At 38.1% G+C, this 20,935-nt stretch carries 19 protein-coding genes; 9 read left to right on the forward strand and 10 right to left on the reverse strand.

The genetic code is table 11. The features are described 5' to 3' along the window. Window positions 1-42: 42 nt before the first annotated feature. From BMW39_RS06535 to BMW39_RS06565, 7 genes are all read right to left on the reverse strand, one after another. The gene (locus tag BMW39_RS06535) at window positions 43-1,689 is read right to left on the reverse strand and encodes an acyl-CoA--6-aminopenicillanic acid acyl-transferase (protein WP_034973214.1); all 1,647 of its coding nucleotides are present in this window, start codon (window positions 1,687-1,689) and stop codon (window positions 43-45) included. Continuing rightward, on the reverse strand, window positions 1,679-3,211 hold the full coding sequence (locus BMW39_RS06540; RefSeq protein WP_034973216.1) for a phytoene desaturase family protein: 1,533 nt from the start codon (window positions 3,209-3,211) through the stop codon (window positions 1,679-1,681). Before BMW39_RS06540 ends, BMW39_RS06535 begins: the two co-directional genes overlap by 11 nt. A 266-nt stretch (window positions 3,212-3,477) precedes the next feature. Beyond that, a complete protein-coding gene (locus BMW39_RS06545; RefSeq protein ID WP_034973218.1) occupies window positions 3,478-4,362 on the reverse strand; it encodes an LpxL/LpxP family acyltransferase in 885 nt (294 codons plus the stop codon). 54 nt (window positions 4,363-4,416) lie between these two features. Continuing rightward, window positions 4,417-4,668, reverse strand: a complete 252-nt coding sequence (locus BMW39_RS06550; RefSeq protein ID WP_034973220.1) for an acyl carrier protein — start codon at window positions 4,666-4,668, stop codon at window positions 4,417-4,419. Between the two features lie 8 nt (window positions 4,669-4,676). Continuing rightward, a complete protein-coding gene (locus BMW39_RS06555; RefSeq protein WP_034973221.1) occupies window positions 4,677-5,897 on the reverse strand; it encodes a beta-ketoacyl-[acyl-carrier-protein] synthase family protein in 1,221 nt (406 codons plus the stop codon). A gap of 87 nt (window positions 5,898-5,984) precedes the next feature. Further along, entirely contained in the window at window positions 5,985-6,716 is a 732-nt protein-coding gene (gene fabG, locus BMW39_RS06560) for a 3-oxoacyl-ACP reductase FabG (protein ID WP_034973223.1), read from the reverse strand. 56 nt (window positions 6,717-6,772) lie between these two features. After that, window positions 6,773-8,299 carry an HAL/PAL/TAL family ammonia-lyase gene (locus tag BMW39_RS06565; RefSeq protein WP_034973225.1) on the reverse strand — a complete coding sequence of 509 codons (1,527 nt, stop codon included), beginning with the start codon at window positions 8,297-8,299 and terminating at the stop codon, window positions 6,773-6,775. Window positions 8,300-8,384: 85 nt separating this feature from the next. Between BMW39_RS06565 and BMW39_RS06570 the strand changes: the two genes are divergently transcribed. Further along, window positions 8,385-9,632 carry an NAD(P)/FAD-dependent oxidoreductase gene (locus BMW39_RS06570; protein ID WP_034973227.1) on the forward strand — a complete coding sequence of 416 codons (1,248 nt, stop codon included), beginning with the start codon at window positions 8,385-8,387 and terminating at the stop codon, window positions 9,630-9,632. Window positions 9,633-9,667: 35 nt separating this feature from the next. On the opposite strand, the gene BMW39_RS06575 is transcribed toward BMW39_RS06570, so the two are convergent. Together BMW39_RS06575 and BMW39_RS06580 are read right to left on the reverse strand one after the other, a co-directional pair. Beyond that, on the reverse strand, window positions 9,668-10,270 hold the full coding sequence (locus tag BMW39_RS06575) for a hypothetical protein (protein ID WP_034973229.1): 603 nt from the start codon (window positions 10,268-10,270) through the stop codon (window positions 9,668-9,670). A gap of 21 nt (window positions 10,271-10,291) precedes the next feature. Next, a complete protein-coding gene (locus BMW39_RS06580; RefSeq protein ID WP_034973231.1) occupies window positions 10,292-11,587 on the reverse strand; it encodes a phenylacetate--CoA ligase family protein in 1,296 nt (431 codons plus the stop codon). A gap of 166 nt (window positions 11,588-11,753) precedes the next feature. Between BMW39_RS06580 and ileS the strand changes: the two genes are divergently transcribed. From ileS to BMW39_RS06620, 8 genes are all read left to right on the forward strand, one after another. Then, window positions 11,754-15,320 (forward strand): isoleucine--tRNA ligase, encoded by a 3,567-nt coding sequence (ileS, locus tag BMW39_RS06585; RefSeq protein ID WP_034973233.1) that lies wholly within the window; start codon window positions 11,754-11,756, stop codon window positions 15,318-15,320. Window positions 15,321-15,474: 154 nt separating this feature from the next. Then, complete coding sequence (locus BMW39_RS06590) at window positions 15,475-15,855, forward strand: TraR/DksA family transcriptional regulator (protein ID WP_034974203.1); 381 nt, start codon at window positions 15,475-15,477, stop codon at window positions 15,853-15,855. Window positions 15,856-15,952: 97 nt separating this feature from the next. Then, window positions 15,953-16,195: a DUF6576 domain-containing protein gene (locus tag BMW39_RS06595; RefSeq protein ID WP_034973235.1), complete on the forward strand. Its 243-nt coding sequence runs from the start codon at window positions 15,953-15,955 to the stop codon at window positions 16,193-16,195. Window positions 16,196-16,276: 81 nt separating this feature from the next. After that, a complete protein-coding gene (locus BMW39_RS06600; RefSeq protein WP_034973237.1) occupies window positions 16,277-16,468 on the forward strand; it encodes a DUF2683 family protein in 192 nt (63 codons plus the stop codon). Continuing rightward, the gene (locus BMW39_RS06605; RefSeq protein WP_034973239.1) at window positions 16,468-17,121 is read left to right on the forward strand and encodes a lipoprotein signal peptidase; all 654 of its coding nucleotides are present in this window, start codon (window positions 16,468-16,470) and stop codon (window positions 17,119-17,121) included. Before BMW39_RS06600 ends, BMW39_RS06605 begins: the two co-directional genes overlap by 1 nt. Window positions 17,122-17,124: 3 nt before the next feature. Beyond that, window positions 17,125-17,766, forward strand: a complete 642-nt coding sequence (locus BMW39_RS06610) for a SanA/YdcF family protein (protein WP_034973241.1) — start codon at window positions 17,125-17,127, stop codon at window positions 17,764-17,766. Between the two features lie 31 nt (window positions 17,767-17,797). Continuing rightward, complete coding sequence (locus tag BMW39_RS06615) at window positions 17,798-18,964, forward strand: hypothetical protein (RefSeq protein ID WP_131474269.1); 1,167 nt, start codon at window positions 17,798-17,800, stop codon at window positions 18,962-18,964. Window positions 18,965-18,966: 2 nt separating this feature from the next. Next, window positions 18,967-19,509, forward strand: a complete 543-nt coding sequence (locus BMW39_RS06620) for a hypothetical protein (protein ID WP_034973245.1) — start codon at window positions 18,967-18,969, stop codon at window positions 19,507-19,509. Between the two features lie 3 nt (window positions 19,510-19,512). Here the strand turns inward: BMW39_RS06620 and BMW39_RS06625 are convergent, their stop codons facing one another. Beyond that, window positions 19,513-20,871, reverse strand: coding sequence for a hypothetical protein (locus BMW39_RS06625; RefSeq protein ID WP_034973247.1), 1,359 nt, complete (start codon window positions 20,869-20,871; stop codon window positions 19,513-19,515). Window positions 20,872-20,935 lie beyond the last annotated feature (64 nt).

The raw sequence follows: 20,935 nt of genomic DNA on the forward strand, positions 1-20,935 counted from the left end.
TTCGCAGAGTTTAACGCTTTCCATTCATTTGACGATTAGTCATTATTTCAACTTTCTCAAAGTCTTCTTCAAATATTTCTCAACATTCTTTTTGTCGGGAATCGTTGTAATCTCCTTCGTCAAAGCTTTTTCAAATTCAATTTTCGCTTTCTGATAATCTTTTTGATTGAAATAATATTTCCCAGCCTGATAATAAACCAACCAGAAATCCGGATTTAAAGTTTGATAATGATTGATAAATTCATCAGATAATATTTTATTCTCATCAAACTGAGAACTCAATTTTTTAAATTCCTCATAATTTTTAAATTCCTGAGAATCCACAAAAGAATCTTTCGCAATATTCAAATTTGAAGTCGCAAATTCTCCAGTTTTCAATCGTTCATCAGAGAAGATTTTACTCAAATTATAACAGACAAATTCCCCCAATTGATAAGGATTTGACGACACCCAAACCAAGCGTTTCTCCGGCGAAAAAATCACCGCGTGATGCGCCAAAAGTTGGTTCAAAGCTTTCTCATTTCCATATCCGATTTTTTCTCCTTTCAAGCCAGATTTATCTCGTAAAATCGAAGCCATTTTTTCAGGATTCAACTTTGGGCTTTCATTCAACAATTCCTGAAGTTTTTCATAACGATATTCCGAATGGCTTTCCACAATTTGCTTTTGATTTCGCTCGTCATCTTTATAAGCCTCGGACTGAAAATGATTTGTACAAACCACTTGACTCGAATTTTCCACTTTAAAAACCCCGAAATTATCCGGCGAAACTTCAATGATTACAGCACTTTTATCAGTCGCACTTCCCACCAAAATCGATTCTGAGACAAAGACTTTCCGTTTTTTGGCAATCGCAATCGCTTCGTCAATATTTTTAGCAAACTGTAGAATTTCACGAGTCACAAGCGAAATCGGCGTTTTTGCGGTCATCGGAATTTTGGATTTTCCAGCGTTGATTGTAACTGTGATTCCTTCCTTGTTCATACCGGAAACCACGCCAATCATTCCCGGCCAACTGACCGACATATATGGAATTCCGTTTTCAGGTTCTACAAACTCAACCAACTTATTTTTGGCAAAATCGTCGCCGACATAAAAATCGAAATTTCTTCCAATCAGCAAATCGCCGTCTTCTGTATTCTCATTCCAAACCGCGAGTGAAGAACAGCCAACCATCGCCAAATCCTGCATTGCGTGGCCAATATCGTGCGCGCCGTGCAAGTACAAACTTCTGAGATATTTTGGCGCAATAAAGTTATATTTGTCCGATGAATATTGGGATAAACCATAGATTTCGGTTTGATAATCTTCCCGAACATTCAAATACATTTTCCGATTGTACCATTTCAAAAAACCATTCAACAATTTTTGTTTGAATTTTGATGGCACAAAACCTTCAACCTTGGAAAAGAAAATCGCTTCCTGATTTTGCATCAGATTTTGCGTCAAAGCACCATTGTTATAGCCCAACTGCAAAGGATTTCCGTGGATATAAAGTTCCCAAACTTGCTGTTTATTTTTGGTCAGATAATTTTGTTTGAAGCTAAAAGTTGAATCGTTCACCTTATCAACTTCCGGAATCTCAAGAGAATATTGGCTGATTTCCGGAACGTGATGGATGGACTTTGAAACGCCACACGAAATGAAATTCAAAACAAAAAACAGATAAAATAGAACTCTATTTTTCATCAGCTTGATTTAAAACTTGAGTCAATCTTTCATCAATCAATTCCTTTCCAAGAATCTCCGAGCAAGTGTTGAACGCGCCAATTGTACAGCCCAAAATTCCGTGCATATTCACGCTTTGACCTGTCAGAAAAAGGTTGCTGACCTTGGTTTTTGGCGAGAAAATCGTTTTCATTGGATTGGACGAATCTTTCGTGTAGCCGTACATATTTCCCTTGTAACCGCCGATGTAATCGCGATAAGAAAGTGGCGAAGAAGTGTGAACAGCTTTGATTTGAGAACGCAATTCCGGGAATTTTTTCTCAATTTCAGAAATCAACTTTTCAGCTTTTTCAGTTTTGAAATTATCATAATTTTTTCCTCGTTCGTGTCCTTCTGCAACCGTGTTGAAAGTGTTTTCCCATTGTTTCACCTCATCGTAATTCATATAACTCAGAATGGTCAAGCTTTCTGCAAACTCAGGATTTTGTTTGGAAGCCGTTGCCGAAAGCATATAAGATTCTGGCCAATTTTCCTCCGAATAATCGGACTGATTCCAGATATTTTCTTCGTTCTTGCAATGGTAATAATTGAAATTGAAATGTTTGAAAGTCTTCGGTTTTAGAACAATGTAAACGCTGAAACACGAACTTATCGATTCTAACTCATCGATTCTTTTGGTGAAAGATTTCTTGAAATGTTCTTTCCCAATTAAATCCAAAGTTGTTTTTATCTCAATATTCGAAATGAATTTCTTGGCAAAATATTCTTTTCCGTTTTTGGTTTTTACGGATTTCAGAATTTGCTCATCATCAAAAATCATATCTGAAACTTCGGAATGTTTATAGACTTCTGCGCCGTAATTCCTCAATTGTTTAATCAGTAATTTTGAAATTTGACTTCCACCGTTCGTACATTTATACGCACTTTGAATGTAAGAATTGACCGTCAAGGCGTGAACATACAAAGGTGTCTTTGCCGAGCCTGCATAAAGAAAATTGGAGCCAGACAAAACTGCTTGCAATTTCTTATTTGATGTGATTGATGCTATAAAATCCTTTGCATTAATGTAAAGAACATCTTCATCATACTTCCCATCGCCCACAAGATTGTACCTCGGAAATTGATTACAAACATTCTGAATTTCATTAACATAACTAATTAAATTCTCTCGTTCGTCAGGAAAAATATTTGATAATTGTTTTACAAAATTGTCGTAACCTTGTGAATGCGGATATTCGATTTCGTCGTTTTCGAAAGTGATTTTGTCGAATCCGATTTCGTCCATTTTTTCGAGATTCAAATCTTGGATGATGCCAAGGTGTTTGAAATATTGATGGAGATTCTGACCTTCGGAAAGTCCGCCCAGATAATGAACACCTGTATCGAAAATCAGTTTGTCTCGGGAAAAAGTTTGAAGGTTTCCGCCGTATTGGTTATTCTTTTCTAACACGCACACTTTCAGTCCTTCTTTCGCCAAAACCAAGGCAGAAACAAGTCCTCCAATTCCGCTTCCGATGATTAGTATGTCGTATTGTTTTTTCAATTATTTTAGAAGTGAGATGTTAGACTTTAGAAGTTAGATTTAAAATATGTTCAATGAATTTATTTTTTGTTAGTCATCGGTGACTGCTAAATTTAGATTCCTACGGAATGACAAAATTGGGTTTTAATGTGTAATGTTAATTTATGTTGAATCTGCAACCCGGCTTGTGCGGACTCTTCGAGAGCCTCAGAGTGACAATTGGAAGCCCTTCGACTTCGCTCAGGATAAACTACAGACGGATTAAGTTGACATAAATATATTGAAAATCAATCAATATCGTCCCAAAAGTCGAAGTAATTGAACCATTGAAGTGGATATTTTTTGAGCATCGATTCCAGATTTTGGACGTATGAGTTGAGCAAGCCTTGTGAATCGCGGTTTTTGATGTTCTGAGCGACTCGCGCGTAGAGATGATAATGGAGATTTTTTTCCTTCATCACGTAGACATAAACCACGGGGACGCGCAATCGGGAGGCGATGAGGAAAGGTCCAGCTGGAAATTTTGCGGTTTTTCCGAGCAAGTCAGTTTCCAGAAATTTGGAGCCTTCGAAATATCGGTCGCCTGTGAAACAAATGAGTTCGTTGTTGGACAAAGCTTCGTTGATTCTGAAAATGTGCGACATATCGTCCTTCACATAGATGAATTTGATGTTGCTTTTTTTGACGGAAATGCTTTCCATATATTCTCTGATGGCGGTCACTTCTTGGTCTGTCGTGACAAGGTTGATTTGTGCATCAAAGTCGATGTCGGCAAAAAAATGTTCGGCGATTTCGAAATTTCCTATGTGAGCACTGATAAGAACGCCACCTTTCTTCTCGGCGAGAAGGTTTTTGAGATTTTCAATGCCATCGAATTCGTAGGTGAACCGGTTCCTTAATCCTACAGAAATTGCGGTTTTGTCAATCAAAACTTTGCCGAAGACAAAATAGCTTTTGAAAACGGAAAGTTTGGTTTTCAAAGCACTGAAATTCAGTCTGTTTTTAAAATAATAAGAAATGTATTGGTTGCTTTTCTTCTCGAAAATGAAGTAGTAGGTCGCAACGAAATAAAGAACAAAATAGGAGCTTCGGATTCCGATATTCTTGATGCACCAGACGAAAATCTGGTAGCCTAATATCGTTCCTTTGGATTTGCCTTTCCATTTGTTCATAGTTTCAATTTAACAGTTAACAATGATTTAAAATACTGTTAGATTAAAAAATTATTACGCCTTTTCAGTAATTTTTTGTTCTATCGTGTTATAGAAATCTTCAAACGTGATGACTTTTTTGAAGTCTGCCTCACCCAATTTTACACCAAAATTAGATTCGATAACCACGACCATATCGATATAATCCAGGCTGTCCAAGCCCAGTGTGGTTTTGAAGTTGGCATCATTGGCGATATCATCGCGGTCCACCTCAAACTCATTGACAAGAAAATCATTAGCAATCGTAATAATTTTTTCTTTTTCCATAACTTTATTTAAACAAATTTTTTAACAATCAATGCAGAATTGGTTCCTCCAAATCCGAAAGAATTCGACAAAAATACGTCAATTTTTTGATTTTTGGTTTCGGTGATGAGATTTATCTTTTTTGCATCGTCGTCGGGATTTTCGAGATTGATGTTTGGTGCGATGAAATCATTCTGCATCATTAGAATAGAATACACAACTTCGCTTGCGCCAGCCATCCAACACTCGTGGCCCGTCATAGATTTGGTGGAACTTACCGGGATTTCGTTGCCAAAAATCTCGTGGATTGCTTTTGCTTCATTCGCATCGCCCAAAGGTGTGGACGTGGCGTGGGCATTGATATAATCGATATCTTTCGGCGTCAGGTCGGCTTGTTTCAAAGACCTTTCCATTGCTAGAGCTGGCCCGTCGACATTCGGTGTAGAAATGTGTCCGCCGTTGGAAGAAAATCCGTAGCCGACAATTTCGGCTAAAATATTGGCACCTCTTTTTTGTGCAGATTCCAGACTTTCAACAATCAAAGTTGCTGCGCCGCCGCTTGGAATGAGTCCGTCTCGTCCGGCATCAAATGGTCTGGAAGCTTTGGACGGTTCATCTTCACGAACAGAAAAAACGCCTAAGCCATCGAAACTTGCCATTGAAAATTTGTTGGTTTCCTGTGCGCCTCCGCAAACAACAATGTCTTGCATTCCGTTCTTAATCAACAAATAAGCTAATCCTAAAGAATGAGAACCACTGGCGCACGCTGCGCTAATTGTCAAATTAATTCCTCTCAGTTTGAAAATCGTTGAAAGGTTCATCGTCACAGTGGAATTCATTGATTTGAAAATCGCGCCTGAACCCATCAATGTGGTGTCGTGCTTTTCTCTCACGGTGTCAATTGCTTCTACAACTGCCTGAGAAACACTGTCATTACCATATAAAATTCCGACTTCGTTGTCATCAAGAAATTCCTGTTCAATACCAGCCTGCTTCAAAGCGTCAATCGTTGCGAGATAGGCATATTCGCTTTCTTCGCCCATACTGATGCGCTGTCTTCTGCTGAGAAGGCTCTTCAAATCTGGCTTTGGAACACGGCCAGTCAAACCTGACCTGTAGCCAAATTCCTTTCTTTCCTCATCCAAAACAATTCCGGATTTTCCGTGATAGAGCGATTCTTTAACTTCTTCCAAAGAAATCCCAATGCAGGAATAAATTCCCATTCCGGTAATGACGACTCTGTTGTCCATTTTATATAATTTAACAATGTATCAGTCAAGCAATGTAACAATTTTCACAAATTGGTCAACTGATATATTGGTAGATTGTTACATTGATTATGAATAAATTCCTCCGTTGATATTGATCACTTCGCCAGTGATGTAAGACGATTTTCTTGATGCTAAAAATGCAACAAGGTCAGCTACTTCTTCCGCTTCACCAAAACGGTTAGCGGGAATCATTGCTTTCAGTTCTTTCTCATCAAAATCTTGTGTCATATCGGTTCTGATAAATCCTGGTGCTACGGCGTTGACCGTGATATTTCTTTTAGCAACTTCCTGAGCCAAAGCTTTAGTCGCTCCAACTACTGCACCTTTCGCGGCAGAATAATTGGTTTGTCCGGCCGTACCTTTAACGCCAGAGACAGAAACCATATTGATGATCCTGCCGTATTTGTTTCTTAATAATTTCTGAATGAAAAAATTGGTCACATTGAAAAAACCATTCAAGCTTGTGTTGATCACAGAATTCCAATCCTCGGATTTCATCCACATAAAAAGTCCGTCTCTTGTGATCCCAGCGTTGTTGACGATCACTTCTACCAAAGATTCTGGATTCTTCTCCTGCCAATCGCTAAGAACTTTCAAGGTTTCTTCGGCATTTCCTACATCAAATTTAAGAATTTCTCCTGTAGAACCCAACTCTTCCACTTTGGCTAAAGTTTCCTTTGCTGCGTCTTCGTTTGAAGTATAATTGATAAGAATGTGATAGTTTTTTTCCTCTGCCAGTTTCAGACAGATCGCTCTACCAATTCCTCTGGATCCTCCTGTTATGATTGCACACTTCATTGGTTGTAGTTTTTAGATTTAATTAAGAACAGACTCCAAACTTTGGGAGCTGGTCATTAATATTTATAATTCTTCAGATATTGCTTCACACCTTCCAAGTACGGATACATCACCATATCTTCTGAGAAAGCTGGAATGATCTTTCTGATCTCTGTATAAAGTTCTTTGGTAGATGATGAGATCTTATCCTGAAAACCAAGATACTCAACCGCCTGGACAATTGTGATTGCTTCTATCGCCAAAACTTCGAAAGCATTTTCAATCACCTTTCTGCAGATCACCGCCGCATTGGTTCCCATACTTACAATATCCTGATTGTCATTGTTATTCGGAATACTGTGAACGTACATTGGGTTGGACAACATCTGACTTTCTGCCGTTGTAGAAGTCGCTGTGAACTGAACGCCCTGCATTCCAAAATTGAACCCTAATTTACCCAAATTCACAAATGGTGGGAAAATCTCGTTGATCTTAGCATTTAACAAATAATTCAGTTGTCTTTCGGCTAGCATTGTCAGTTTCGTCACAACGATTTTCAGCTTGTCCATTTCGAGCGAAATATAATCGCCGTGGAAATTTCCGCCGTGATAAACGTGCTGATCCTCAACATTGATGATTGGATTATCGTTTGCTGAATTGATTTCATTCTCCAGCACTTCTTCTGTATATTCCAAAGTGTCTAAAACTGGTCCCAAAATCTGCGGAACACATCTCAAAGAATAATATTCCTGAACCTTTTCTTTGAAAACTTTGTCCTGCTCTTCGAAACTTGTATAAAGGTGGTCTTCTCTTTTTCTAATTAATTTACTGTCAGACAAATATGAGCGCATTTTCTCTGCTACTTTCTGCTGTCCAAGATGTTTTTTGGTTGCATTGAGCGATTCAGAAAAATGGTCATCGTAAGCCTGAACCAACTCGTTGATAGCGCAAGATAATTTGATAGAAATCTCGGTCAATTGATTGGCTTTGTACGAGTTTACGATTCCGATTCCCGACATCACGGAAGTTCCGTTCATCAAGGCAAGACCTTCGCGGATCTCAACATTGATTGGTTGCAATCCTTCAGTTTCGAAAACTTCTTTTGTTGATCTTCTTTCGCCTTTGAAGAAAACTTCACCTTCACCGATTAGAACTAAAGCTAAGTGAGCTAATTGAACCAAATCCCCACTTGCACCGACGCCACCGTGCTCGAAGATCAATGGTGTAATATTTCTGTTTATCAAATCTTTAAGCAAATTAACAACAGAATCGTGAACACCAGAACGACCAAGCGACAAGGTATTAAGCCTAGCCAACATACAAGCCTTTACTTCATCTGCAGGCAATGGATTTCCGATGCCAGAAGAATGACTTCTGATGAGATTGTACTGAAGCTGATGCGTGTCCTGATCATTGATCTTGAACTGTGCCATAGGTCCGAAACCTGTGTTGACACCATAGATCACTTTATTTTTAGAAAATTCTTTCAGAAATTGGAAACTGGCGTTCACTCTTTGTAGAAGTGTGTCATCCAATTCTATGTTTTCATTTTCAATGATTATCCTCTGGAAATCCCTTATATCTAAATGGTTGCTAATTTTCATTAATTATCGTAATAAAAGATAAAATTGTAATATAATTAAATATTTGTCATTAATTTTGCGCAAAGATAAAAGTTTTATTAAACAAATGGACAAAGAAATTGTTGATGTTTTGGTAATTGGCGCCGGACCTTCGGGTTGCGTTTCCTCTGCTTTTCTGAAAAAGAACAACATCAATGTGAAAGTTGTTGAAAAAACATTATTCCCAAGACTCGTGGTGGGCGAAAGTCTAATTCCTAGGGTGATGGACCATTTTGACGAAGCCGGATTGTTTCCTGCGCTAGACAAGATGGGCTTTGAAAAGAAACTTGGCGCCCGTTTTATGCGAGGAGACGAAGTTTGCATTTTCGATTTTAGCGATAAATTCGGGGAAGGTTGGAATTGGACCTGGCAGGTTCCGAGAGCGGACTTTGACAACACTTTAGCGCAAGAAGTAATCAATAAAGGCGTTGACCTGGAATTTGAAACCGAAGTGATTGGGATTGAGTTCAATGGAACGGATTCTATTGCCACCGTTAAAAACAAAGACGGAAAAACGAAGGAGATCCACGCAAAATTCGTCATTGATTCCAGCGGTTACGGACGTGTTTTGCCACGACTTTTAGACTTAGAAAAACCTTCGAAATTATCTCCACATTCAGCCATTTTCGCTCACGTGAAAGATATCAACAGAGAAGAAGGCGTGGAAGGCACTTTGATTTCCTTTGATATTATTGAAACCGAAGTCTGGCTTTGGGTCATTCCATTTTCTGATGGAAACACCAGCATTGGAATCGTTGGACCAACTGATTATATCGATAAACTCTCGGAAAATGGTGACACGACGGAAGCTTTGAGAAAAGCCATTTCGCTTTCCGATTATTATGTGAAACGTTTTGGCGACATTGATTTTCTGTTTGAGCCAAGACATTTGAAAGATTATTCTTGTTCCGTAAAAAAATTATTCGGAGACGGATTTGCTTTGACAGGAAATGCTTCGGAATTTCTGGACCCGGTTTTCTCTTCAGGAATGGCTTTCGCAACGGAATCAGGAATGCTTTCCGCAAAATTAGCCTTACGACAACTGAATGGCGAAACCATCGATTGGCAAAAAGAGTATTCTGATTATATTTTATACGGCGTGAATGTTTTCACCACTTATGTAAAAGAATGGTACACTGGGAATTTGCAGGAATTATTTTTCCACCAACCAGAAAACCCCGATGTAAAAAGGAAAATCTGCGCAGTTCTCGCCGGCTATGTTTGGGATAAGAAAAATCCATTCGTCAGAATCCACGATTCTGCTGTTAAGAATCTTGCAGAATTCATTAAATTAGAAAAATTGGAGCAACAATAAAAAAAGGTCTGAAGATTCAGACCTTTTTACTTTTTCTATCTAACAACTTTTTTCAATGCCTTGCCAACCAGCTTTCCAGTTACTTCATAAGCTGCGGCGATTCTTCCATATTCCATCGTGAAATCTTTATTCGTCTTCTTGCCAAGAATAGCGTCTCCTTGGATTTTCATCACCACTTTCGAAGGATTCTCTGTTTCTACAAAAATCAAATCAGATGTCAACTTTCCTTCCTGAGCCACCAAACCTGCGTGCCATCCCGCATAAACCCATTTCGTGTCAATAATTAAGGTATATTTTGGCTTCACATCTTTTTTGAAAACCACCTGCTTAGACCATCCATTGGCACCTTTCAGGAAATAATTAAGATATTCTGCATCTTTATAAGTTTGCCAAGCTTCTGACCATTTTGTCCAAGCCTCGGCGTTTTTTTTCGCCAAAGTCTCAGCTTTTCTTTTTTCTAAATATTGTGCTTCTGTATAATTTTCTGCTTGAAAAAGGACGTTATCAAATTTCAGTTGAACATTGACTTCCGTTTGGTCCTTCAAAAAATCAAAAGTTCCAGATTCAAAATTCAATTGGTTCTGGGCAAAAGTAAATGTCGAAAACATAAGAACGACAAGTAATAATAGTTTTTTCATAGTTATTAATTGAGTAAAATTTTAATTTCGTAAATCTATAAAATTAATTGGTTTACGGCTATTTGGATTAAAAACATTTTTCGATAACACATCAAAATCCAAAACTTCGATTTTCGGACTCACTCTCAGTTTTGCCCGGAAATGGTCTCGCACTTCGTCCACAAAATTTTCGGTCTCGTTGTCTGTACTTAGTTTAATGATAATTTCATCCAATCCAATTTCGTCTGATTTGATAACGATTTGATAACACGAAACATTTCCGAAATCATTCATAATATCATTCATCGCAGGCGGATAAAGTGTGGTTCCTTTATACTTTATCATTTGTTGTTTTCTGCCTAGAACCGGACCAAGACGCATCGTGTTTCTGCCACATTTGCAAGGTTCATAATGTGCTTTCACCAAATCTCCGGTTTTGAATCTTAATAATGGAATCGCTTCAACGCCCAAAGTCGTAATCGTCAATTCGCCACTTTCGCCTTCTTTTACAGGATTTTCATTTTCATCAAGAATTTCTGTAATGATGAGTTCAGGATGATGATGACCACCGATTTGAAATTCACATTCCGTGAAAGCCGTGCTCATTTCCGTAGAAGCATACGTCGAGAAGAGTTGAATATTCCATCTTTCTTTGATTTTTTGAGACAGAATATTATCTGTGAAATCTTGATTTTTAAGACCTTCACCAATACAAACCGCGCCATAAACGCTGGAGTTTTTATAATCGATGCCGTGTTTTTCGGCATAATCTATCATTTTCAAAAGGAAAGACGGAACGGTGATGAGATATTTCGGTTTGTATCGGAAAATCGAATCCCATTGCAATTCCGGAATTCCAGGCCCCATTCTCACAACGCTCGCACCCATTTTCCGAAGTCCAAGAAAATAAGCCAAACCGGCCATAAATCTTTTGTCGATGGTTGTAATCATCTGAACAACATCACCTTTTTGGATTCCGGCGCAGGCAAAAGAAATCGCTTCGTTGTAAGCCAATCTTTCCAAATCTTTGTCCGACAATCCGAAAGTCACAGGGTCGCCCAAAGTTCCGGAAGTGGTGCTGTAATCCACAATTTCGCTTTGAGGAACACAGAAGAAATCTTGGTTGTTTGCCTGAATATCGTTCTTGGAAGTCGTCGGAATTTTTGTTAAATCTTCAAGTGTTTTGATTTCATTAATATCAATTTTATTCTCATTAAATAATTTTTGATAAAACGGCGAATTAGATTTGAGATAAATCAAAAGTTCTTTCAATTTGCTTTCCTGAAAGATTTTGATTGATTCTAAATCGGATTTTTCAATGGTTGGGTATAGTTCCAAGGATGATAATTTTATATGACAAATTTATAAAAACATAAACCAATTTTATGATTCTGACTTTGAAGTTTTTAACATTCAGAAACCGCGTAAAAGATGGTTTAAAAATCGACAAAAATCACTAAATTCGCAAACTTAATCTATCAAAAACAGATTTGAGACATTGAAAATGAGCAAGTTCACAGAATATAAAAATCTTAGCCTAACCGAAACTGCAAAAAACATCGCAGAATTTTGGAAAACCAACGATACTTTCAAAAAATCCGTAGAAATCCGCGAAGGACAACCTGAGTTTGTTTTTTATGAAGGACCTCCTTCTGCGAACGGAATGCCGGGAATTCACCACGTGATGGCGAGAGCGATTAAAGATATTTTCTGTCGTTTCCAAACGCAATCTGGGAAACAGGTTTTCAGAAAAGCGGGTTGGGACACGCACGGACTTCCTGTAGAATTGGGCGTTGAGAAAGAATTGGGAATAACCAAAGAAGATATCGGCAAAAAAATCACCATTGAAGAATACAACGAAGCTTGTAAAAACGCCGTGATGCGCTACACCGATGTTTGGAACGATATGACTGAAAAAATCGGCTATTGGGTTGACATGGAAAATCCGTACATCACCTACAAACCAAAATATATGGAGTCGGTTTGGTGGCTTTTGAAACAAATTTATGACAAAGGTTTGTTGTACAAAGGTTACACGATTCAGCCGTATTCTCCGAAAGCAGGAACAGGTTTATCTTCCCACGAAGTCAATCAACCAGGCGCTTACCGTGATGTTTCTGACACGACGGTTGTTGCGCAATTTAAAATCAAAAAAGCACCAGAAAATGCAAGCGAAACTTGGAAAGAAATTTCTAAAATCGCTTATCCAACTACCGAAATCAATTCGGACGAAATCGCAGGAAGCACTTGTGGTGGCGCTTTGCATTGGGCAGAATTTGACAAAGAAAAACCTCAACCTTCCATTTATTTTCTTGCTTGGACAACGACGCCTTGGACTTTGCCTTCTAACACAGCTTTAACAGTTGGACCAAAAATCGATTATGTTTTGGTAAAAACTTTCAATCAATATACGTTTGAGCCGATTAATATTATTTTGGCGAAAGCTTTGGTTGGAAAACAATTTGCGAAGAAATACGCGGAAGGAACAGATGAAGATTTCGCTAATTATACTTCTGAAGCTAAAGTTATTCCGTATAAAATCTTAGCCGAATTCAAAGGTGCTGATTTGGTTGGAATCAAATATGAGCAACTTTTAGATTACGCGAAACCTTATCAAAACCCGGAAAATGCTTTCCGAGTGATTGCCGGAGATTTTGTAACGACCGAAGACGGAACAGGAATCGTACACACTGCGCCGACTTTTGGTGCAGACGATGCGAAAGTTGCGAAAGAAGCAACACCAGAAGTTCCGCCAATGTTGGTTTTGGACGACAATGGAAATCCGGTTCCTTTGGTTGATATGCAAGGGAAATTTTTATCGATTGTTAAAGATGAAACTTACGGTTTTGCTAATGAATATGTGAAAGGCGAATATCTGAATGATGACGAAAAATCTGTAGAATTCAACATTCAAAAAGAAAATCTGAAAGCAATCATTTCCGATTTGAAAGCGTATCTTTCGGTTGATGAGAGAATTGCCTTAAAATTAAGAAAGGAAAATAAAGCCTTCAAGGTTGAAAAATATGTTCACAGTTACCCGCACAGTTGGAGAACTGACGAGCCTTTGTTATATTATCCATTAGATTCCTGGTTCATCAAAGTGACGGATGTGAAGGACAGAATGTTCGATTTGAATGAAACCATCAACTGGAAACCAAAATCTACAGGTGAAGGCCGTTTCGGAAATTGGTTGAAAAATGCCAACGACTGGAACCTTTCCCGCTCCAGATATTGGGGAATTCCGTTGCCGATTTGGAGAACGGAAGATAAAAAAGAGGAAGTTTTAATCGGTTCTGTGGAAGAATTGTACAACGCGATTGAAAAATCCATCGAAGCCGGTTTCCAGAAAGAAAATCCGTTCAAAGGTTTTGAAATCGGAAATATGTCTGATGAAAATTATGCGTTGGTTGACCTTCATAAAAATATTGTAGACCAAATCACTTTGGTTTCAGAATCGGGAAAACTGATGAAGCGTGAAAGCGATTTGATTGATGTTTGGTTCGATTCCGGAGCGATGCCTTATGCGCAATTGCATTATCCTTTTGAAAACAAAGAGCAAGTTGACAACAACAAAGCTTTCCCAGCCGATTTCATCGCAGAGGGCGTTGACCAGACTCGTGGATGGTTTTACACTTTGCACGCGATTGCAACAACAGTTTTCGATTCTGTAGCTTATAAAAATGTCGTTTCAAATGGTTTGGTTCTTGACAAAAATGGACAAAAAATGTCGAAACGTCTTGGAAACGCCGTTGACCCATTCGAAACACTTTCGGTTTACGGACCGGATGCGACGCGTTGGTATATGATTTCCAATGCGAATCCTTGGGAAAATTTGAAATTTGATATTGAAGGCATTGATGAAGTAAGAAGAAAATTCTTCGGAACACTTTACAATACCTACTCATTCTTCGCTTTGTATGCGAATGTTGACGGTTTCAAATACTTGGAAAGCAACATTGAAAACCGTCCGGAAATTGACCGTTGGATTTTGTCTGAATTGAATTTATTAATAAAAGACGTCAAATCTTTCTACGAAGATTATGAACCAACAAAAGCTTCGAGAGCAATCAATAATTTCGTTAATGATAACTTATCGAACTGGTACGTAAGACTTTGCAGAAGACGTTTCTGGAAAGGCGATTATTCTGATGATAAGATTTCGGCTTACCAAACGCTTTACACTTGTCTTGAAACTGTAGCGAAACTTTCCGCGCCAATTGCGCCATTCTTTATGGACCAATTGTTTCAGGATTTGAACAAGGTCACTGGAAAAGAAGTGGTAAATTCTGTTCACCTGACAGACTTCCCAGTAGTGGATGAAAGCTTGATTGACCAGGATTTGGTTGAGAAAACGCATCTGGCGCAACAAATAACATCGATGGTTTTTTCATTGAGAAAGAAAGAAAATGTGAAAGTTCGTCAGCCACTTCAAAAAGTGATGATTCCGGTCTTGGACAAGAAAACTGAAGAGCAAATTCTAGCTGTTTCAGAGTTAATCAAACAAGAAGTGAATGTGAAAGAATTGCAACTCATCAATTCCGAAGAAGCCTCGCATCTTATTGTAAAACAAATCAAACCGAATTTCAAAACCCTTGGGGCGAGATTAGGAAAAGATATGAAAACGGTTGCAGGAGAAATCTCAAACTTTACTTCTGAGCAAATTGCAACCTTGGAAAAAGAAGGAAAAGCAACCGTTTCCGGATACGAAATTACGACTGAAGATGTGGAGATTTTTACAAAAGATATCCCAGGATGGACCGTTGCGAGCGAAGGAAAAACAACTGTGGCATTAGATTTGAAGCTGACGGATGAATTGAGATCAGAAGGCGTTGCACGAGAGTTCATCAACAGGGTTCAAAATCTTAGAAAAGAGAAAGATTTTGATTTAACGGACAGAATATCAATCCAATTGGAAGAGAATTCGCCGTTCCAGACAGAACTTATTAACAATGATGCATATATTTCTGAAGAAGTATTGTCAGATAAAATAGAATTTGTAAATTCACTTTCAAATTTCGATGAAATAGAGATAGATGAAGAAAAATTCAAGGTAAAGGTTGAGAAAAAATAAACGATTTTTTATTATTGTTAAGAAATTGTGAATTGATAATTCTTTATTGATGTTTTTTAAATTTTATTTCTATCTTGTTTATTGAAATCAGCGTTGCTGCTAGAAATGAGAAAAGCTAAAAAAAATAAAAATTGAACAATTAATAACAATGGAAATGGCCGACGAAAAATTACGCTATAGTGACGCAGACCTTCAGGAATTCAAACAACTGATTCAAGATAAAATTGATAAGGCAGAACATGATCTTGTTTTGATCAAGGAAAGTTTTATCAATGACCAAAACAATGGGACAGACGACACATCGCCTACCTTCAAAGCTTTTGAAGAAGGTGCAGAAACCTTGAGCAAAGAGCAGAACTCTATCTTGGCAGGAAGACAGGAAAAATTTGTACGAGACCTGAAGCACGCGCTTATCAGAATCCAAAACAAAACCTATGGCATCTGCAGAGTAACAGGAAAACTGATCCCGAAAGAAAGATTGAGAGCAGTTCCTCACGCAACATTGAGCATTGAGGCCAAAAATATGCAGCGATAAACTGTTGTAGATATTAAGTACAAAAGTATAATGTAATAAATTCTAATACAAAGCATAAGGTGTTTCGGCACTTTTGCTTTGTATTTTTTTTATAAGGATGGCAACGATTATTATTTTATTAGTGGTTATTTTGGTAGGTTTTTTTATTTTTAGAAACAGGTCTATCAAAAATCCTTTCCAGCCCGATGAGAAGTACTATACCATCGATGACGAGTTCAATGCGAAACGCAAGGAACGGCAAGATGAAATCGATAAGCTTCTGAGCAAAATTGGAAAGAACGGTCTGGACGACCTGACCGAAAAAGAACGCAAAAGGCTGGACGAATTGTCCAAGAAATAAGTAATTTGAATTACATTTGCAAATAATTTTTCTACAGGGAAAATTAACAACATCCCGATTTTAAACTATAAAAATTACAACATGGAATCCATAATTGTACATCCAAAAAATGCAATGGAATTGACGGCGCTGAAAAGCGTCTTGAAAGATATGAACATCGAGTTTGAAAAATTTCACACCAAAAATAATTTCCACAACAAGAAAACAGTTCAAAAAATCACGGAAAGAAAAGAGAAAAAAATCTTCAAACCTTCTAAACCAAAAGGATTGTAATGAGTAAAAAGACAATTATTATACTGGTTACATTACTTGTTCTTATTATAGACCAAGCCTCAAAAATCTATATCAAAACACATTTCTACCTTGGCGAAAGCGTAGATGTTTTTGGATTAAGCTGGTTCAAATTGACCTTCGTTGAAAATCCTGGAATGGCCTACGGTCTGCACTTCGGTGGACTTTGGGGCAAATATGCTTTGATTCTCCTTAGAATTGTTCTTGCCATCGGAATGGTCGTTTTGTTTAAAAAATGGCTGAAAGAAGGCGCTTCCAATTACCTCATCATTCCAATGGCGATGATCTTTGCAGGCGCGATCGGAAATGTTTTTGATGGGATATTCTACGGAATCATTTTCGACAGCGGAACATTCTACGATGCTGCATCCGAAAGATGGATCGACTACGGAGGCGTTTCCAAACTAACACAAATTGGACACGGCTATTCTGATCTGATGAAAGGTTGCGTGGTCGACATGTTGCACTTCCCATTGGTGGATACGACCTGGCCAGATTGGGTTCCAGTTCTAGGAGGTAACAGGATCGAGTTCTTCAAATATATCTTCAACGTTGCAGACAGTTCTATCACTATTGGCGCGTTGTTCCTTTATATTTTCAGAAAGAAAGCATTCCCGAACGGATTGGATTTTTAATTGATGAAAATCTTCAAAAAAATATTGATAATAGGACTGATCTTCTTCGGAATGTCAGCCCTATTTGTTTTGTGGGCCAACATCAAAATCGACACCGATTATGAAGACAACATCACTTCCAATCTTGGAAATCTGCCCAATGAGAAGGTAGGACTTCTTTTGGGAACGAGTAAAATACTGGCCAATGGAAAACCAAATCCATATTTTTTCAATAGGATCAAAGCGGCGGCAGAGCTTTACCACGCAGGCAGAATTCAAAACATCATTGCCAGCGGAGACAACTCCAGAAAGAATTACAACGAGCCGGAAGACATGAAGAACGAACTCATCAAAGCTGGTGTTCCGGCTGATAAGATCTACGAAGATTTTGCTGGTTTCAGAACTTTGGATTCGGTTGTTCGGGCAAAGGAGATCTTTGGCCAAAACTCTTTCATTATCATTTCTCAACGTTTCCATAATGAGCGTGCGGTCTACATTGCGTATCAATTCGGGATCGTTGCCTATGGTTATAACGCAAAAGACGTGAATCAATATGCAGGATTCAAAACCAATGCGCGTGAAAAACTAGCCAGGGCAAAGGTATTTTGGGATCTCTTATTCGATGTCGAACCGAAATTTGGCGGGAAGAAGATTTTAATAGAATAATTTTGCTATTTTTAGAGTAAATAAATCGATGATGAAAAAAACCTACTTGTTGTTCCTAATTTCTCTATTTATTTTCTCGTGCAAAGACGAAGCTCAAACAGATGCTGCAAACAGCGATGAGTACGAAAGTCTTCTACTTGGAATTTCCCGATCTCAAATTGATTCTATCAAAAATAGCGAGGCGAAAAAGCAGGTCGTTCTAAAGAAATTCTCTTACGAATTAGATTCTGCAAATTCAATTGATGTCATGCTTCCTGTCAGCAATTTTCTCAAAGAATATTCATTTTCCAGCAAGATCTACCTTACGGATCCAGAATCAACTTCGGATGATGAAAACTTAGCAACTTCAACAGCAATTAGCATCCTGAATCCTTTTTCCGATGGTGATCTGGAAGAATTGTTGTTGGTTGGAAAATCTACAGACCCCAATATTTTCCCGGTTTCTGATATTAAAAAATTCAATGAGCCAGAAAAAATCATCTATGAAGACAAAAATTCATTACTCTATGTGGATGGATATGGCCGCAAGCTCATGTATTACAGGCAGTACAATCCTGCGAACTCAACCTATTATCTCTACACCGTTGAAGTTCCGAAATTTAATGACCAGAAGCTACAGTACGCCACATTGTTCTCGGTTTACAACAAAGCGCAAAATCTTTTAGCTTTTGATAAAGAAACGCCTTCTGAAAATCTGACCTGGGAAAAGGTAAGATCCAGCATTTCCGAATCGGAATTGAAAAATTACAACGTGTACTACGCGTCTCTTCAAAAAGAGATCAAATATTTCCTTAAGAGTAATGACAGCGTCAACATCAACAGAGACAAGATCCAGTTCTACCTCTACCGCGACGAGGACCACAGTAAAAACAAATTTGACCAGGTCACGTTCCTCGCAAGTTCACAATACGCCGGACTCTTTGGTGACCTTGATTTTGAAAACAGAATGTACTCAGGCTACTTCAATCAGCACTATGACAGCGATGATGATTTCAAATTTATCAAAGGAATAAGTGACCACAGCATTCTGGTAAGTGCTACCAAAAACGGCTACAGTTCCGATGAGACCAAATATTACATCATCAGTTCTATCAATATGGAAAAAGGTCAGTTCTATCTCATCAGCCCAACCAATGAACAGGGCAACGACCTGACCGCCTTGATGAATGATCATTTCAGCAAACATTTAAAAATCTAAGGATGAAAGCAGCTATAACAACGACATTTCTTTCCATGGTCATCATCTCCTGCAATCCTGTTGGCGATACCATTTCCGAAGAAAAACCGCTGGACGACCAATTGGTCAACACGACCGAAAACATCGACCTGAAAAAAGGAGATGTGCTCGTGATCTGGGGAAAAATGGATGCTTCTTTGCTTAAAAACGACAATGTTCCGATGTTCGAATTGAACTACAACCTAAGTCTCGACGGGAAAACAATCGATAACAAATCTGTTCAAATGTTTGCAAGCAATGATAACATCATCAAATCGACCTATGAAATTCAAAAAGACGAGGAAGAAGATGAACCTGCTGAGATTGAATTTGATACAAGCGATGATACTTCTTCCGAAAACATCGAATATAAAACTGTAAAATCAAACTGGAGTTTCGAGCAAGAGGTCATAAAAATCCCAATCGAAAAGGATGGAAAATACACCCTGGACTACAAAGCCAGCAGCGAGAGCGAATCATCGCGCAGTATGTTTACGAAAGTGGCTGTGATCCTTAGAAAAAAGTAGAATTTATTTTTTGTTTAATGTTTGAAAAGCGATGTAGTAAATCCCATAAAATACAATCGTCGTTAGAATCATTGCAATAGAAAATGTGTGTTTCACAAAATCCAAAACATAATCTTTGAACATAAATTCCTCGTCATAAATGCCGCTGTAAAACGGATAAACTTTAATCATTGTGACAAGTCCAGCAAGGATCAAAGGAAAAATCCAATTGTACTTTTTGATGTAGGCCACGATCCAAAATGCAGCAATATAAATGGCGGCAAACAACAGACCTTCCAGCCTTTTGTTACTATCCAAAATATCATTTTTGTAATTGAAAAGAATCAGAATGGAGGCAATGATCAAATGGACCTTCTTTGCTTTCCCCAAATTTGCAGGCGAGAGAAACTTGATCTTGTCATCGAATTTTATCATCAACAGAGAAATGATATTGACCACTGGAATCCAAACCGAACTTCCGACCACACCGTAATATTTTTGTTTGAGAATACTTCTTTCCTTCAGAAATTGCCCTACAAATCTGGAACAGATCACAAAGAAAACAATCACCGAAATATTATTGATCCAACCGAAGACCGTCAGCTTTTTACCGAAGAAATCCAGCTCGAGAGAAACCGCATTCTCCAAAAGATAAAAGAAGAAAAATATCAAACAACTTATTGAGATCAAAACCGCTGTACCAAAATAACGGTTGACAAACTGCAATACAACCGAACTGAAGTTATAAATATTTTCACGCTTTGATAAACAAGCCATCAAAAACAAAAAGGCGCCTAAGAATGCAACACTTCTGATAGATGACAATGCATAATAAATCAAAGTCACGATGAATTCTACAGTCTTTGAACTGTATGAAGCCGATGTGATCATCTGCTCCAACATTCCCATATCTGTGTTGTACAGTGAGAAAAAGCCCAGATTCAATAGGAATACTTTTAGCAAAGACCATTTTCCTTCAATATTCTCTTCGACCAAATATCTTTTGGAAAGAACGAAAACCGCTGCCAACTCTACGATGAGATAGGTGTATTTCCTAAGCGTATCCGAATCTATCAGTTTTTCAAACGGGAAGTAATAATCGAGTGTATCGCGCAGGTCTTTCATAAAAAAGAAACACAAAACAAGCAAAGGAAGAACGATGAGAAGAGACCTCCAACGTTTGTTGATCACGAAATACCAAGTGAACAGCAAACAAGCCAATGCATCTGACAGAAAATCAAAAATGGTGGCCAAAAAGGAGCTTTTATTTTCCGGATAGAAGAAATTGGTTGTAAAATCAACCGCTATAAAAATAGCCAATAGGATCCATAAACTTTTGATTGACCTAAAGATCTTTGGCGACAGATAATCGTTGTTCTCCATTTGCGAAAATTATTTTCACTAATATAAGAATTTTTATAAAGTTAATGGCTGATTATTAGATCTT

The organism is Epilithonimonas lactis (assembly GCF_900110605.1).
Lineage (GTDB): Bacteria > Bacteroidota > Bacteroidia > Flavobacteriales > Weeksellaceae > Epilithonimonas > Epilithonimonas lactis.